This is a genomic window from Gemmatimonadota bacterium, assembly GCA_009841265.1.
In the GTDB taxonomy this organism is placed as follows: Bacteria; JAAXHH01; JAAXHH01; order JAAXHH01; family JAAXHH01; genus JAAXHH01.
In genome coordinates, this window is record VXMB01000009.1 from 1219134 (window position 1) to 1234141 (window position 15008).

At 63.1% G+C, this 15008-nt stretch carries 11 protein-coding genes; 2 read left to right on the top strand and 9 right to left on the bottom strand.

Annotated features, from left to right (window positions below):
* Positions 1-160 precede the first annotated feature (160 nt).
* Both F4X08_10185 and F4X08_10190 read left to right on the top strand, forming a co-directional pair.
* Positions 161-2569, top strand: a complete 2409-nt coding sequence (locus F4X08_10185) for a TonB-dependent receptor (GenBank protein MYD26169.1) — start codon at positions 161-163, stop codon at positions 2567-2569.
* A gap of 184 nt (positions 2570-2753) precedes the next feature.
* Positions 2754-3407, top strand: coding sequence for a GPP34 family phosphoprotein (locus F4X08_10190; protein ID MYD26170.1), 654 nt, complete (start codon positions 2754-2756; stop codon positions 3405-3407).
* A gap of 38 nt (positions 3408-3445) precedes the next feature.
* On the opposite strand, the gene F4X08_10195 is transcribed toward F4X08_10190, so the two are convergent.
* The 9 genes from F4X08_10195 to F4X08_10235 all read right to left on the bottom strand — a co-directional run bounded on the left by F4X08_10195 (position 3446) and on the right by F4X08_10235 (position 14931).
* A complete protein-coding gene (locus F4X08_10195; protein ID MYD26171.1) occupies positions 3446-4750 on the bottom strand; it encodes an anaerobic sulfatase maturase in 1305 nt (434 codons plus the stop codon).
* A gap of 38 nt (positions 4751-4788) precedes the next feature.
* Positions 4789-6357 carry a sulfatase-like hydrolase/transferase gene (locus tag F4X08_10200; protein MYD26172.1) on the bottom strand — a complete coding sequence of 523 codons (1569 nt, stop codon included), beginning with the start codon at positions 6355-6357 and terminating at the stop codon, positions 4789-4791.
* Positions 6354-7769, bottom strand: a complete 1416-nt coding sequence (locus F4X08_10205; GenBank protein ID MYD26173.1) for a hypothetical protein — start codon at positions 7767-7769, stop codon at positions 6354-6356. The genes F4X08_10200 and F4X08_10205 overlap by 4 nt, the downstream gene beginning before the upstream one ends.
* A gap of 107 nt (positions 7770-7876) precedes the next feature.
* Positions 7877-9226: a sulfatase-like hydrolase/transferase gene (locus F4X08_10210; GenBank protein ID MYD26174.1), complete on the bottom strand. Its 1350-nt coding sequence runs from the start codon at positions 9224-9226 to the stop codon at positions 7877-7879.
* Between the two features lie 8 nt (positions 9227-9234).
* Positions 9235-10092 carry a phytanoyl-CoA dioxygenase family protein gene (locus F4X08_10215; protein MYD26175.1) on the bottom strand — a complete coding sequence of 286 codons (858 nt, stop codon included), beginning with the start codon at positions 10090-10092 and terminating at the stop codon, positions 9235-9237.
* A gap of 14 nt (positions 10093-10106) precedes the next feature.
* On the bottom strand, positions 10107-11903 hold the full coding sequence (locus F4X08_10220) for a peptide ABC transporter substrate-binding protein (protein ID MYD26176.1): 1797 nt from the start codon (positions 11901-11903) through the stop codon (positions 10107-10109).
* A 41-nt stretch (positions 11904-11944) separates the two neighbouring features.
* Positions 11945-13426 carry a sulfatase gene (locus tag F4X08_10225; GenBank protein ID MYD26177.1) on the bottom strand — a complete coding sequence of 494 codons (1482 nt, stop codon included), beginning with the start codon at positions 13424-13426 and terminating at the stop codon, positions 11945-11947.
* A complete protein-coding gene (locus tag F4X08_10230; GenBank protein ID MYD26178.1) occupies positions 13426-14160 on the bottom strand; it encodes an RraA family protein in 735 nt (244 codons plus the stop codon). The genes F4X08_10225 and F4X08_10230 overlap by 1 nt, the downstream gene beginning before the upstream one ends.
* 237 nt (positions 14161-14397) lie before the next feature.
* Positions 14398-14931, bottom strand: a complete 534-nt coding sequence (locus F4X08_10235; GenBank protein MYD26179.1) for a hypothetical protein — start codon at positions 14929-14931, stop codon at positions 14398-14400.
* Positions 14932-15008: the final 77 nt, after the last annotated feature.

Sequence of the window (15008 nt, forward strand, 5' to 3'; positions counted from 1 at the left end):
TCGCCATTCGGTGACGTTGGGCTTGACAGGACGTATCGATCCAGCCAGTTTTTCATTCCGACATCCTTGTGCGCGCCGGATGATTCGCCTGATTTCTGGGCAGCCGTATCCGGCATCGGTGCATCCTTATTTAACCTGTACAACCCCGGGGCGATGACAGATGAAAACCGGCATCTTGTACCCTTCCCTTAACGCTATGCTGCCGCTTGCATCGGATGCGGTCGTTTCCACTGTTCTGCGAACGTTTCTGTGCCTGGTCTTCGTCTTCACCGCCGGAGCGTCAGTCGCGCAGGATTACCGACCGGCGCTCGAGGATCCTGCCCGGTCCGCCGAGTCCGATGAACTGGCACAACAGGGCCCGTCCGAATCTCCCGGACAGTCCGAACAGGCAGGCACAGAAAGCACGAGACCGCCCGACGAGCCCGCCATCGTGATGGAGGAAGTCGTGGTTACGGCGCGCAAGCGTGCGCAGCCCGCCTTCGAGGTTCCGCTGTCTCTGTCCACGATACAGGAAGCGAAGTCCACCGCACTTCGCGCTTCCGGCATGGACCTTCGATTCCTTTCGAACCGGGTGCCCAGCCTGCAGCTGGAGTCCTCCTACGGCCGGGTTTTTCCGCGCATCTACATAAGGGGCCTCGGCAACACGGACTTCGACCTGAACGCCTCGCAACCCGTTTCCGTGGTCTATGACGGCATCGTGCTGGAAAACGTCATGCTGAAGGGCTATCCCGCCTTCGACCTGGACCGGATCGAGGTGTTGCGCGGCCCCCAGGGGACCCTGTTCGGCCGGAACACGCCGGCGGGAATCATCAAGCTGGAATCGGCGCGGCCGACCGAAGCGCCTGAGGGTTTCGGCCGCCTGGGTTACGGACGCTTCAACAGCGCCGTTTTCGAGGGAGCGGTTTCGGGACCGCTCGGAACCTCCGGGCTCACGGCACGTCTCTCGGTGCTGCTGCAGCGGCGGGACGATTGGGTGGAAAACGAATACGAAGGTCCGAATGAAGCCATTGCCGGATACCGGGAACTGGCCGGACGCCTCCAGTTGAGCTGGAAACCCTCGCCGGATTTCGAGTCGCTGGTCAAGCTCCATGCCCGCGACCTGGACGGCTCCGCGCGGGCGTTCCGCGCCAACGCCATCGCACCCGGCCGAGGCGGGCTGGTGAGCGGCTTCTCCCGGGACCGTATCGCAATCGACGGTCGCAACAGCCAGGAACTGCGCGCCCACGGCATGTCCGTCGAGTTGCGGTACCTGATGGGCGGGCTTCAACTCGTGTCCCTGACCGGCATGGAACGGCTCGAAAGCTTCGCCCGCGGTGATGTTGACGGCGGCTTCGGCGCCGTATTCAGCCCACCGAGCGGACCGGGGGTAATTCCCTTCCCCTCCGAAACATCGGGGGGAATCCCCTTCCTGCGCCAGATCAGCCAGGAAGTACGCCTGGTGAGCCAGGAACACCGGCCCCTGGACTACCAGGTCGGCCTGTACTACCTGAACGAGTCGGTGGACATCGAGGATTACAACTACGATACACTCTCCGGCGGGACCTCCGACGGATTCACCCGGCAGCACCAGGAGGCCGAGGCGTGGGCCGCGTTCCTTGCATCCACCCTGCACCTGGGAGACGCGTTGGAGGTCGCCGGGGGGCTCCGGTTCTCCCACGACGCGAAGGACTACTCGGCGTGGCGGGACGAAGCGCCCGCGGTCACCGGCGCCGGCACGATCGGACCCATCCGCCGCAATCCGACCGACAACGCCTGGAGCGGCGACCTGAGCATGCGTTTTACCGCGTCGCCCCGGGTCCAGACCTACCTGCGCGCCGCCCGGGGTTTCCGCGCTCCCAGCATCCAGGGCCGCCTGCTCTTCGGTGACGAGGTTTCCATAGCCGGGACGGAAACGATACACTCCATCGAAGGCGGGGCCAAAATGCGCCTGTGGGACGGGCGGCTCCACCTCGACCTGTCTGCGTTCCACTACCGGCTGTGGAACCAGCAACTCACCGCCGTGGGCGGCGAGACCAACTTCAACCGGCTGGTCAACGCGGACAGAACTCTGGGACGGGGTTTCGAGGCGGAGGTGGCCCTTGCGCCGCCGGGCGGGATACAGATCACGGGCGGCCTGAGTTACAATCATACCCGAATAGACGACAAGAAACTCGCCGTGCAGCCCTGCGGCGCGCCGTGCACCGTGCTCGATCCACCGGGTCCGGAGCCCGGTACGGTCCTGATCGACGGCAACGGGCTACCCCAGGCGCCTCGATGGATCGCGGACGCGGCCCTGCGCTATCCGGTGGCCCTGCCGGGCGGGTCCTTTCTCATAGCCTCCGCCGACCTGGCCTACCGCAGCGCGGTGCGCTTCTTTCTCTACGAATCCGTGGAATTCCAGGACGACCGGCTGCTGGAATGCGGCGTGCGCCTTTCCTATCTGGTGGGGAACAGCGGGACGGAGATCTCCCTGGTCGGCCGAAACGTCTTCGATGACGTATCGCTCACCGGCGGCATCGATTTCAACAACCTGACCGGTTTCGTCAACGAACCGCCTTACTGGGGCGTGGAACTTGCGCGCCATTTCTGAAGCGATCCCTCGGGTTCCGGGGACGCTTTATTCCCTTGACACCGGACACGAAATCGGACACGTATTAAAGTTCCATATTGTTAAATAAATGTTGGCTGGTTATTATGGTTTCAGATAAATCCCTCAGGGATGACAGGGACACCAGCGGCACACACGAAATCCGAACAACGACCGGGGAGAGACGATGTTAAGATTCGCGGAAGAGATCATGCTGCTCATGCTCGACGACGACGGGAAATTCGTGGGCGTGCCCGACCGTCTGTTACGATACGGTCTCGCCGGTGGCGTGTTGATGGACCTCGCTCTCGAAAACCGTATCGATACCGATGTCGACAAGCTGGTCCTCGTGGACTCGAAACCCCTGGGAGACAATCTTCTCGACCCCGTGCTGGCGGATATCGCGGCGTCATCCGAAACGCACGGGGCGCGGTACTGGATCGAGCACGTCGTCGACCGCGCCGAAGACATCCGGGAGACGGCCATCGACCGGCTCGTCGAACGGGGAATCCTGAAAAAGGAAGAAGGCCAGTTCCTGTGGGTATTCCGGTCGCGGCGCTATCCGATCATCGATGGAACGGCCGAGCGTGAAGTCAAGCTACGTATCATGGAAGTGCTGTTCAGCGATATGATACCCAGTCCGCGCGACGTCGTGATCATCAACCTCGCCCACGCGTGCAACCTCTTCAAAGAGATCCTGTCTGCGCGGGAACTCGCCCAGGCCTCCGATCGCATCGATCAGGTGCGCAAGCTGGACCTCATCGGCCAGGCCATGTCCAGGGCGATCTCGGACATCGAACTGTCCCTCACCCTCGCGGTGGAACGCGGCTACTATATGTGAGGAACGAAGGTATTGTGCGCGACGGGCCGGTCACCGGACTACCTGCCGTGGCACCGCTTGTACTTCAGGCCGCTTCCGCACGGACAGGGGTCGTTTCTCCCCACCGATTTGAATGCCTTCTGCCTTCTGAGCTCGACTTCCTGCCGGCGGATGTACGTCATCACGTTGGCGGGGGCCCGCCTGTGGCGCAGTTCGTTGGCCATGAACCGCATGGGGCCGTCGATGTGGTGGAAGAAGGCCTTGTACCCCTCGCAAAGGTAGTTCAGGCCCGGTTCGCCGTCGGGCGTCGTGATGATGCGGTTCTTCGGACATCCTCCGTTGCAGATGAACCGCACGTCGCATGACAGGCAGTACTGCGGCAGCGTGTCCAGCTTGGCCTGCCCGAAGGCCCGTTGCTGCTCGGACTGGACCATCTCCATCATGGGAATCTCGGTGATGTTGCCCAGCAAGTAATCCGGTTCGACGTAGTGGTCGCAGGCGTAGAGATCCCCGTTGTGCTCCAGGGCCAGGGCATCGCCGCAGGTCTCCATGAAAATGCACAGCCCCGGGCTCTGGCCGGACCAGGCGGCGAGCGACACGTCGAAGATCTGCACGTACATTTTCCCCACGTCCCGGCGCACCCATTCGTCGAAAATCCGGATCAGGAACCGGCCGTACTGCTTCCCCGTCACCGACCGCTTCGTAACCTCGGTGCCTTCCTGGTACCCGGTCTCATTGTCCCGCTCCACGATGGGGATGAACTGCAGGAACCGCGTCTTCACCACGTCCCGCATGAAGCGATAGACTTCGACGGGATGTTCCGCGTTCGCCGCGTGCACCGTGGTCAGGATGTTGAACTCGACCTCATGGACCTGCATCATCTCCGCCGCGCCCATCACCGCGTCGAAGGTCGGCTTGCCGCCCTTGTCGACCCGGTAGGCGTCGTGTAGCGCTTTGGGGCCGTCGAGGCTCAGGCCGATCAGGAAGTCGTTTTCGTGGAAGAAACGGCACCAGTCCGCGTCGAGGAGCGTGCCGTTGGTTTGCAGGGAGTTGTAGATACGCGTGTCGGGTTTCTGGAACTTCTTCTGGAACTCGACGGCCTTTCGGAAGAACTCGAGGCCCATGAGGGTGGGCTCTCCGCCCTGCCAGGCGAAGGTGACTTCCGGCACCTGCTGGGCTTCGATATACTGCCTGGTGTATTCCTCGAGCAGGTCGTCGGACATGCGGAACCCGCTGCCGGGATACAGATCCTCCTTGGCGAGGAAGTAGCAGTACTTGCAGTCGAGGTTGCAGATGGCCCCCCGGGGTTTCATCATCACGTGAAACGCCGGGACCGGGACCGGATCTCCTCCGGCCGAGGGCATGGACGATGCCGGGACCGCGGTGGTTGCGTCGACTGGGTTCACGGTGTTTCCTGGGCCTTTTCGTTCCTGCGGATACGGACCTGTCGCCGGCCGCGCCGGATCCACGGATCCAGTACGTCACGCGGATGAACGGGAAACCCCCGCACGCCCCGCGACCGGTCGAACTGGTAGATACGGGAGGCCTTCCACTTTGTGTAGGGAAAGGACCGCAGGCGGTCACCATCCAGGGCGTCGGTGGCGCCAGGATGACCGCAAGCCTGCACGCCCCGCCGGTACAGATCGTCGGCGACGTCCCGGTCGGACGCGGCCCGGTTCGTTACTTCGGCCGGGTCTTCGGCGGTGTTGAACAGCTGTACCCTGGCGCCGTTAGCAAGGTAAATATACTTCCATTCGCCGCTTCGTACCATGATTTTGAACCGGTCCGTCCCCGGTTCGCCGTAATACCCGAAGAGGGTTTCCCTCGGCGCGGCGCCTCCATCCAGCACGCCGAGCACGTCCACCCCGTCGCGAACCTGGGTCCAGCCGGCGGCGTGGGTGGCAATGGCGAAGAGATCGGTCAGACAAACGAGGTCGTCTCGCCGAACGTCCCTCGGCAGGCGGTCCGGCCAGCTTACCAGGAAGGGCACGCGTGCCGAGACGTCGAAGAAACTCTCCTTCTGCCACGCGGTATGATCCCCGAGGTGGTCGCCGTGGTCCGAGAAGAAGCAGATGATCGTGTTGTCGGCGTCCTCGCGGGCCTCGACGGCGTCCAGGATCCTTCCCAGGCAATCGTCGATATAGGTGATCTCTCCGTAGTAACGGGCCTTGAGCACGCGGGTCAGCGCATCGTTGATTTCATCCGCCCAGATGATCCGGTTCATGAAGGGAATCTGCTCGTCCAGGTGGTCCACGTCCTGGTCGCCGCACACGGGTCCCGGCATGCGGTCGGGGTCGTAGATCCGGTTGAAGGGCACGGGCGGCGCGAAGGGCGGATGGGGACCAATGAAGGACACGAAACCGAAATACGGCCGGTCATCGGACGCGCTCAGCGCCTCAATCGCGCGGTCAGCGGCCCAGGACTCCACGGTCAGGTGGGCGGGCAGCGGGCTTGCCTGGGGCATGTAGTACATCTCGGTCCGCTCCCCCATGAGCGCCTCGATATAGTCGAAATCCGGATGCTCGCGGGCGATCCAGCCCGCGTAGGTGTCTCCGCGCCGCTGCTCCTCGCTTCCATAGAGTTCCTCGCTGTGGAGCTGGGACGCATAACCCACGTCCTCGTTCCACGGGAAGGTGTGGAACTTCCCCACGCCGAAGGTCCGGTAGCCCGCGGCCGATAGGGTACGGGCGAGATAGTCCCCGCACCGGCCCTCGAGCGTATCGGCCTGGCCGGGCACGGGCGCGGACCGGCCGTTGCTGAATACGCGGGTCGTGGGCGGATCGCATCCCGTTCGGATGGTCGTCCGCGCCGCCACGCACACGGGACAGGTCGAGTAGCCCTGGGTAAACGACACGCCGCGCCGTACGAGGCGGTCCATGTTGGGGGTGTAAATACGCTCGTTACCCAGTGCGGCGATCGTATCGAAACGCTGCTGGTCCGTCATGATGAAGAGTATGTTGGGACGGGTCATCGGATTTCCTCCTGACGGGCCTGCCGCCAGATGCGGCCAACCGCGTCCAGCTTCTCGTCGCTCAGGTACCCGTACCGGTTGATCCACACGCCGTCGGCCGGACTCTCCGCCACCACCCGGAAACGCCGGACGAAATCGTGGTGGGGACCGTAACCATGCATGAGCGGCGTGACGAGCGCGCGCCCGTTCACCTCTGCGCAGACCTGCTTGATCCGCCGCCGCTGGGCGTTATCGGGGATCGGATGGGGCTCGTCGGGACCGGGATACCCGTAATCGTCGATCCGGGTGGCCGTGATTTCGTCTCCGAGGTCGAAGAGATGGGCGAGCGCGCGCACCAGGAGCCGTTCGTCCAGACCGGGATTGTGTTCCAGCAGCACCTTTCCCCAGAACTCCACCATCACCGACCAGTGCATGGTATACAGCTTGGGGGAAACGGCGTCGCAGGTCTCCGGCGCCACGCGGAAATCGAAACCGGTCCACAGGGTGAGGGGCGTCATGAAGGCGTTGGCCGAAAGCTCCATTTCCGGACCGCCGTGCGTCGTGATTACGGACCTCCAGTGCAGCAACAGGTCGCCTGACAGGGCGGATTTAAGGCGCAGCCACTCCACGAATCCGGGGAAGGACCGGAAGATGGCGGGCAACGTCGACGCACCCCGGCCGGGTCCGCTGAAGTCGAGCAGGTCCCGGTTTTCGAGCCGTCCGTGCAGGTAGTCGTAGGCCGCAAGTACGTCCCGATGGATAACCTCGTAGTCGAACTGGTTTTCCGAGGCCCATCGCGCCACCTGGGGATTGAAATCCTGGAACGCCTCGTCCAGCTTGTAACAGGGGTATTCGGGCCAGTCCGGCCGAAAGCCGGTTACGCGGGGATACTGTTCGAGCAGGTCCCGCACGTAGGCATCGATGTAAGCCCGGATCGCTTCGCTGGCCAGGCAACCCGTGTCGGCCATGCGATCCGGCAGTTGCCCGTCCGGCCTCCGCGGCCGGTCCTCATCCGACAGTCCCGGCGGCGTCGCACCGCTCAGTTGCAGATAGACCTTGAGCCCGCGGTCCAGCGCCGCGTCGATGAACCGTTCGATCAGGTCGCCGTGGGCGTCCGTCAGTTCGTTGGGTTTTCGGGGCTTGTACGGGGCATCGCCATAGTACGACAGGCGGGGCCGGTAGCTCGGTGCGCTCCGGACCCAGAGCGAACGCCGGCCCCAGAGCGGCCGGTCGAAGAGGCGTGGACTGCTGCCGGCGTCGCTGGGCGGCTGGAAGGAACCGACACCTTCCTCGGACGGCGCGGTCACCGTGGGATTCACCGCTACGGCCGTGGCGCCCGCCCGGTCCACCAGGTTGTCCAGCACGGCCTCCACCCCTTCGTTCAGGATGAAATCGGCCAGGACGGTGATGCCCAGCAGTCGCTTTTCGTTCATATTTCACCGGTGGGTCGGCATTCATCTGTCATGGTTGGATCGCCGATCGGCATTCAGTCGTCGGACGTCTTTCGGATGTCGGATGCCCTTCAGTCGGCGGTCGTCATTCAGCCGTTTGACGCCATGGACTCGAGCTGCGACTCGACGAATCGGTCCGCCCGGTCGTCCTCAGCCTCGGGATCGCAGATCGTGCGGAGTTCCCTATCCAGATCGGCAGCGACCGCCGGGTAGGCTTCGTACACGTTGTTCAATTCATCCGGATCGTGTTCCAGGTCGAACAACTGGTGGGGCGCACCGACGTGATGGATGTATTTCCACTTGCCCCTGCGGATCATGAAGGCGCTGTGCCTCGCCCCGTGGCCATGGTATTCCGAGAACACCGCGCGCTGTTCATCAACCGCGGGCAGGTGTTGCAGCGGAGTACCCGCCCAGTCTGCCGGCCGTTCGGCGCCGGTAGACGCGAAGAGGCTCGCCTGGACGTCGTGGAGGTCCACGGGCGTCGACGCCCTCAGCCCGGTTGGGAAATCGGGTCCCGCCGCGATGCAGGGGACTCGGCTCGCGTCTTCGTAGAGGGAGCATTTCCACCACATTCCGAACTTTCCGAGCATCTCCCCATGGTCGGACGTGTAGATCACATTGGTGTCATCGTACAGCCCCGCTGCCTGCAGCGCCTCGACCAGCCGCGCCAGTTGCCGGTCCACGAAGGTCACGCAGGCAAGATAACCCCTCCGCTGGCCCCGTACCTGGTCCTCGGTGAACCGGTCCGTCTGGAAATGTTCGCGCACTTCAAGGGCCCGGGGGTGGGCGGCCGTTTCCTCTTCGACCCCAAATACCGGAAGATCGCCGCCCTGGGGATAGAGATCCCACAGCTCCTGCGAGGTGTAGTGGGGGAAATGGGGATGGATGATGTTTACCGTGAGCGTCCAGGGCATTCCCAGCGAAGGCGCGACATTCGTCAGCCAGTCAATGGCGGCGTCGACGCGTTCAAGATCGAGGTTGAGATGCGTTTCCTTCACCCCGAACTGCGCGGCCCGTTCCGCGGCGGCCTGTCGAATCCGGAAAGGCCGGCGGCCGATTTCCGGGTCCCCGGCGCCCGTTTTCTCCGAGGCGCGCAGCGTTTCCCGGAAGCCCAGGTCGCCGCTCGGCGCGTAGACGTGCGTCTTGCCTGCGTGCACGGAATGCACACCCTGTTCCGCCAGCGCCCGGCCGTAGGTGGGGATATCCGGATCGACGCCGATCGTGCAGTTGGAGTAGGTCTGGATCTCATGGACCCTTCGCCCCGACATGAAGGCCGATCTGCTGGGCGTGCACAGTGGGGAGGGGCAGTACGCATTCTCGTAGGTGACGCCGTTCGCCGCCAGCCGGTTCATGGCGGGGGTCTGAACGTACGGATGACCGTAGACCGAGGAATAAAACGGATTGTGCTCGTCGGAGATGAGCAGGAGGACATTGGCCATGAAGGACCCTACTTCCCGTCGAGGAAAGCCTTCAGGGGCACGTCTTCGTCTTCCGGAAGATAGTAGCTGAGGGCGTCTCCCACCTCGCCGATAAGCTGTTTTTGCAACGGCGAGCAGCGGTCCACGAGGGACTTCGGCATCTGGATGTAATCCATGGGCTTGACCCAGCGGTAGGCGTACCCCATGAAGACGGTCCGCCGGTCGTGCCCGCACCAGTTATGCCCGATGCTGTGGAAGGTACGCTGTTCGAACATGAAAGCGCTGCCCGCGGGCAGGGTCATCTGGATGGCGCCGTAGGGCCAGCCCGTGGCCGGGTCCCTGGGCGGCTCGCCGGTGATCCGGTTGCTGCCGGGCACCAGCGCCGTAGCGCCGGAGGCGGGGTCCGTCTGGTCGCTCAGCACGTAGGCGATCTTGAGCAGAATGCGGGGATGAGGTTCCTGCATTTCGACGAAGGACCGGCCGCCGTCCCGGTGCATGCCGTGCCCGCGCTTGGAATCCTCCGACGGCTCCTCCCCCGACGGCAGGACGATGAGCTGGGAGGTGATCATCTGGATGTTCCAGCTGAGCGCGCCCCAGGCCAGAGGGACGGTCGATGGCCAGTCGAGCAGTTGCAGGAAGGCGTCGTGGGTAATAATGCAATTTCGAATGTTCAGATCGCCGTTTTTCCCCAGCGTGCCTTCTTTCCGGTGCCGGTCGTACACTTCATCGACGGCTTCGTTCAATTCCGCGACGACAGTGGAAGGAAGGGCGTCTTCGATGACCAGGTAGCCGTACTGGTCGAAGTGGTCCCGCTGTTCGTCGGTTATCACGGTGTACTGGTGCCTGTTATCCATGTCAGTAATCGATCCTCCGGTCTCAGCGTGCATATCGCCGGGGCGTCTCAGTAGTCGATGCGCCGGCCGCTGTCCACGGCCTCCTGGCCGATGTAAAGGTCGTAGTACGTGTTCGCGTTCCGGTAATTGGGGAAGTTGCCCCACCGGTCTTCACGGAAACCCTTCAGCCAAGGCTTGCGTAACTGGTAGGTCTTGACATGCCACAGGAAGACGGCCGCAGCCTCGGAGGCGAGTATCCCCTCGGCCTCGTCGTACATCGCCAGGCGTGCCTCGTGGTTCAGGTCTCCGGCGGCCGCGTCGATCAGACGGTCGAATTCCGGATTCAGCCAGTCGTGGCGCGTGTAACCTTTGGGCTGTGAACGCCAGATGATGCCCAGCATGCTGTGGGGATCGGGGAAGTCGTAGTTGAACCCGATTATGCTCATGGGAAACTCCCAGTTGTACATAGCCGACCGGTACGCCGCGCCTTCCGTGTTCCGGATATCGATCTGGATATTCAGGTTCTCCTTGAGCATCTCCTGGATCGCCTGGGACGCCTGGCTGATGGCGGAAGCGGGGGTGGCGTCGGCGAGCCAGAGATCCATCCGCGGGAAACCCCTGCCGTCCGGATAGCCGGCTTCGGCGAGCAGCTGGCGGGCGAGGTCCACGTCGAACCGCTGGTGGTCCCTGTACTTGTCACCCACGTAGCCGGGGAAATGAAGCGGCAGCATGGTGTAGGCGGGGATCATCATGCCCTGGAGAATCGTCTCGTTCAGCGACACCTGGTCGATGGCGTGGGCGAAGGCCTGGCGGACCTTGAGGTTGTCGAAAGGGGGCTCACGCGTCCGGAAGAACAGGTAGATCGTCGTAAACTGGTCGTAGGACCACGCCGGTTCGCTCCACTCCGGGTCGTCGCGCAGGCCGCCGTAGACCATGGGACTGACGTCGATCACGTCGATCTCGTCGTTTTCATAGGGCAGCAGGCCCATGTCGTTCGCCGCGCTGGCCGATCCGACCATGGCGTTGAATATGCGGACGATCTGGCGGAGATGTCCGGGATTGGAGCCCGTGTAATGAGGGTTCAGGCCGAAAGTCATGTACTGGCCCGTTTTCCACGTCTCGAGCTGGAAGGGGCCGTTGGTCAGGCAGGTGCCGGCAAGCGCCCACTGATCCCCGTATTTCTCCACCTGCCAGGGCGGGACGGGCGCGGAAGTAAGGTAGGCGGTGATATGGGGCAGGAAGGCGCAGGACTGCTCCGTCTCGATGACCAGGGTGTAGTCATCCAGGGCCCGGACGCCCACGGTGTCTACGTCGTCCGTTTCCCGCTGGTTGTAGGCCCGGGCGCCCTTGATGTCGTAATAGAGAAAGGCATAGACGTTGCCGGCGTTGGGATGGAGAAACCGCTTGAAGGTGTATTCGAAATCGTGGGCCGTGACGGGCCGGCCATCGCTCCACCGGCCGTCCCGGCGCAGGTGAAAGGTCCAGGTCTTGCCGTCCTCGGAGGGTTCCCACGACTGAGCGGCGCCGGGAATCAGCTCCCCGTTCAGTCCGAACATGACGAGCCGCTCGAAGTGGAATTCGCTTCCGCCCGCCACGTAGATCGAGACGCCCTGGTCCATGCTCTTGGGTTCCGCGGCCATGTACCGGAACACCTGGTACTCGAGGGGCGCGGCGTCATCGGGCAGGCGCTCCATCAGCGCGGCGTGGGCCGCCTCCTTCATTTCCGCGGTCTGGCCGAAGAACAGCGCGGGAGCGCTATCGTCGACATCGTCCGGTGCCGGCTGGCCGCCGCAGTTCACTGACCACAGTGCGAAGGCGAACAGGAGCGTCGCCGGGAAACGTCGCAGGACTAGCGTCTTCTTCATGATCTTTCCATCCTAAGCTTCGGGCGGATGGTTACGTCTGCCTATGCGCCGGGCGGATCGATCCCCAGGCGGGTGAACTGTTCCGGCATGGCCTCGCAGGCCTGCAGATGCCGGGCGATCCGTTCTGTGAACCGGGCTTCCAGCGCCGGATCTTCTATGGGGTGCTGCTGCGCGGGGTCCTCCACCACGTCGAAAAGCTGGTTCCGCCCCGCGTAGGACGCTTCGTCGGGGTGGTGCCGCGGGACCTTCCCGTCGATGGGGATCTTGTACAACGGGAGGTTGTAGGTGTGGCCGAAGTACCGGCCCGTTTCGACCCGGTCGTACACCTCCCTGGGATACCAGCGGTTCAAACCGCCCGTGGGCATGGCCGTGTACGCGTACAGCGGTCCCGCGTCTTCGTTGACCGGGTTGCGCATGTACACGAACTTCCCGTCCGTTAAGTTCATGGCCATTCCGAAATAACCGAAGATCCCGTCCTCCCGGACGCCGTCGCCGTCCAGCACCTTTCGCAGGGACCGACCCTGGACGTGGGGCGGCGCCGGGGTATCGAAATAGTCGAGAAAGGTCGGCATCAGGTCGATGGTCTGCGTGAGCGCTCCGGTGCGCGTGCCGGCCCGCTCGTTGCCGGGCAGGCTCGCGATCAGCGGTATCCGGACGATCTCGTTGTACAGGGGCATGATGTTCTTCATCCAGAAGTCATGCTCCGCCAGCATGGTCCCGTGGTCCGTGGTGAACACGACCAGCGTGTCGTCCCACAGTCCCAGGTCGTCGAGCGTGTCGAATATCCTGCCCACCCAGTGGTCCGTCATCGTGAGCAGCCCGGCGTAGCACTTCCGGATGTGTTCGACCGCCTCAGGGGATTCGTGGACCTCGTCGTAGCTGGGCCAGTCGTAGAACGGTCCGTCGTAGTCGTCGCCGTACATGGCCCGGTATTTCTCGGTGCAGTAGAAGGGTTCGTGAGGATCGAAGATCTCGACCTGCAGGAACCAGTCGTCGGACGCCCGGTTCGTCTTCAGCCAATCGATGGCCGCCTGCGCGGTCTTCGGACCGGAAAAATCCTCTTCGCGCTGCTGCAGTTTGCGGTTGCCGTAATTCTGCTGGCTGAGTTGCCCCAGGTGGTCGGGCAGCGCCATGCGGTCCACGTGGGACGCCCACCAGTCGTTCTCCTGGCCGCGGAAGAAGTCCCAGGTGTTGAACGCCGTGTGATAGTTCTCGCCCCCGAGTTCGAAGTAGTGGTAATGATCGGTCAGCAGGTGGGTGAAGACGTCATGCTTCCGCAACTCGCCCGGCAGCGTATCGTCGTAGGGTTCGATGGGGCCCCAGCCCCGGTAGATGAAGTTGTACCGCCCGGTCATGAACTCTCGCCGCGCGGGCATGCAGGGCAGCGATCCAACCCAGTGGTTGTCGAAAACGACACCCCGTTCGGCCAGGCGGTCCAGTGCGGGCGTATGCACCCAGTCGTTACCGTAGGTCGAAAGGTAATCCCGGCGAACGGTATCAAGCACGATAAATACGCATTTCATTATTCGTCTTCTTTCTTGCCGTAACTATGTCCGCCCAGGATCGCCTTGATGTCGTCGGCGGACCGGGCGCGTTCGAAGGCATCGATGCGTGCTTCTTCCTCCTCCGCCAGCGCCGTGGCGTTCTCGAGCACCGCGTCCATCCTGTCGGCGGGAAACTTGCACGCGCCGTTCTCGTCCATGTGGATGATCTCGCCCGGCGCCACGTCCATGCCGCCCACGGATACGGGGACGTTCACCGCGTGCACGGCCTGGTCTCCGTGGCCCGGCGTAACGCCGCTGAGCAGGTACTGGACCTTCATCGGCCGGATCTCGTGTATGTCCCGCGACGGTCCGTTGGATACCACGCCCACGCAGCCCACGGCCTTTGCGGAAGCCGTCATGTTTCCGCCCGCCAATCCCACTTTTCCGGCGATCTCCTCGGGGAAATTCTGCCGGATCACGAGAATCGTCGGCCCGGGAGATTCGTCCAGGGCGTCGATGACATCGATGAAGGAGAGGTTCTTGAAACCCGGCTCGGGCAGGCCGAAGACGCAGGTGACGGCGTAGCCCACGGTGCGCCCGAGTTCGGGATACATGCACTTTATGGATTGGTCCGTATACCAGTTCACCGCCCACGGGTTGTAGAGACCGAGGCAGAGGGGATGGGTGGGATAGGTGGCCACCACGTTGGTGATCGTAGGGGTGTCGAACTGTTTCAGTGCCTCCAGCGTCTCCTGCGGGGACCGCGTGGGCATGCATCGCTCCTTCCGGGGTGCGTGCGGAGAAAGGTAGGAAATCGAACTGTCAAATCGGTCCGTCAAATCGGTGGAATGAACCCGGTGAATATGGTCCTGATTCGACAGGGTGTCAAGCCGGTAATCGGTCCCGTCGGGCGCGGTGGTTCGACTGCGTATCCAGTCGGTTGTCCAGCCGGCAGCCGGCCCCCGGTCGGTCGAATGACATAATAAGCCCGGCGGCCGGATCCACACGCGTCATTCGGACGATCCGGTCTGGAGAGACCGCTGCCACAGGGCCGTTGAGTAGAACTCGTATGACGCGGCCTTGTCGGGGACATCGACGAGATGGACCGTAAAGCGGCACGGCACTCCGTTGTCCGGCAGGTAGTCCCTGAAGAAGCTGCTATACGCCCGGGCGTACGCTTCCTTCAGCCGATCCTGCTCGGCGGCGTATCCCACCGGGTCCACGAGGGGATTCGGCGACTTGGGCTGGCACCCGAAGGCGTGCACTTCGATGAAGTCGATTTCCTGCAGCGAGTTGCACAGGCCGGCGTCAATCAGCCATTTCTCCCAGCTCTGAAAGACCAGGGGGATCTCCTGGTCCGGTTCCATCGAGATCAGTTCATCCCGCTCCAGCACACCCTTGGCGGAATAGCCGCCCGTGAGACCGGCGAAGTAGATCTTCAGGTCCCCATCCGGCTGTGCTTCCGTAACCAGGGCCGACAGCACCGGGTTTTCGCCGTGGTAATAGTAGGTCAGCTTGCCGCGCTTTTTGATGTTGAAGGCCATTGATACTCCTTTTGTAAGTTCAGGTTTCTCAGGATCTCTCGCATGCGGTTCACCGTGTTAAGGGAAGGCAGCATCGT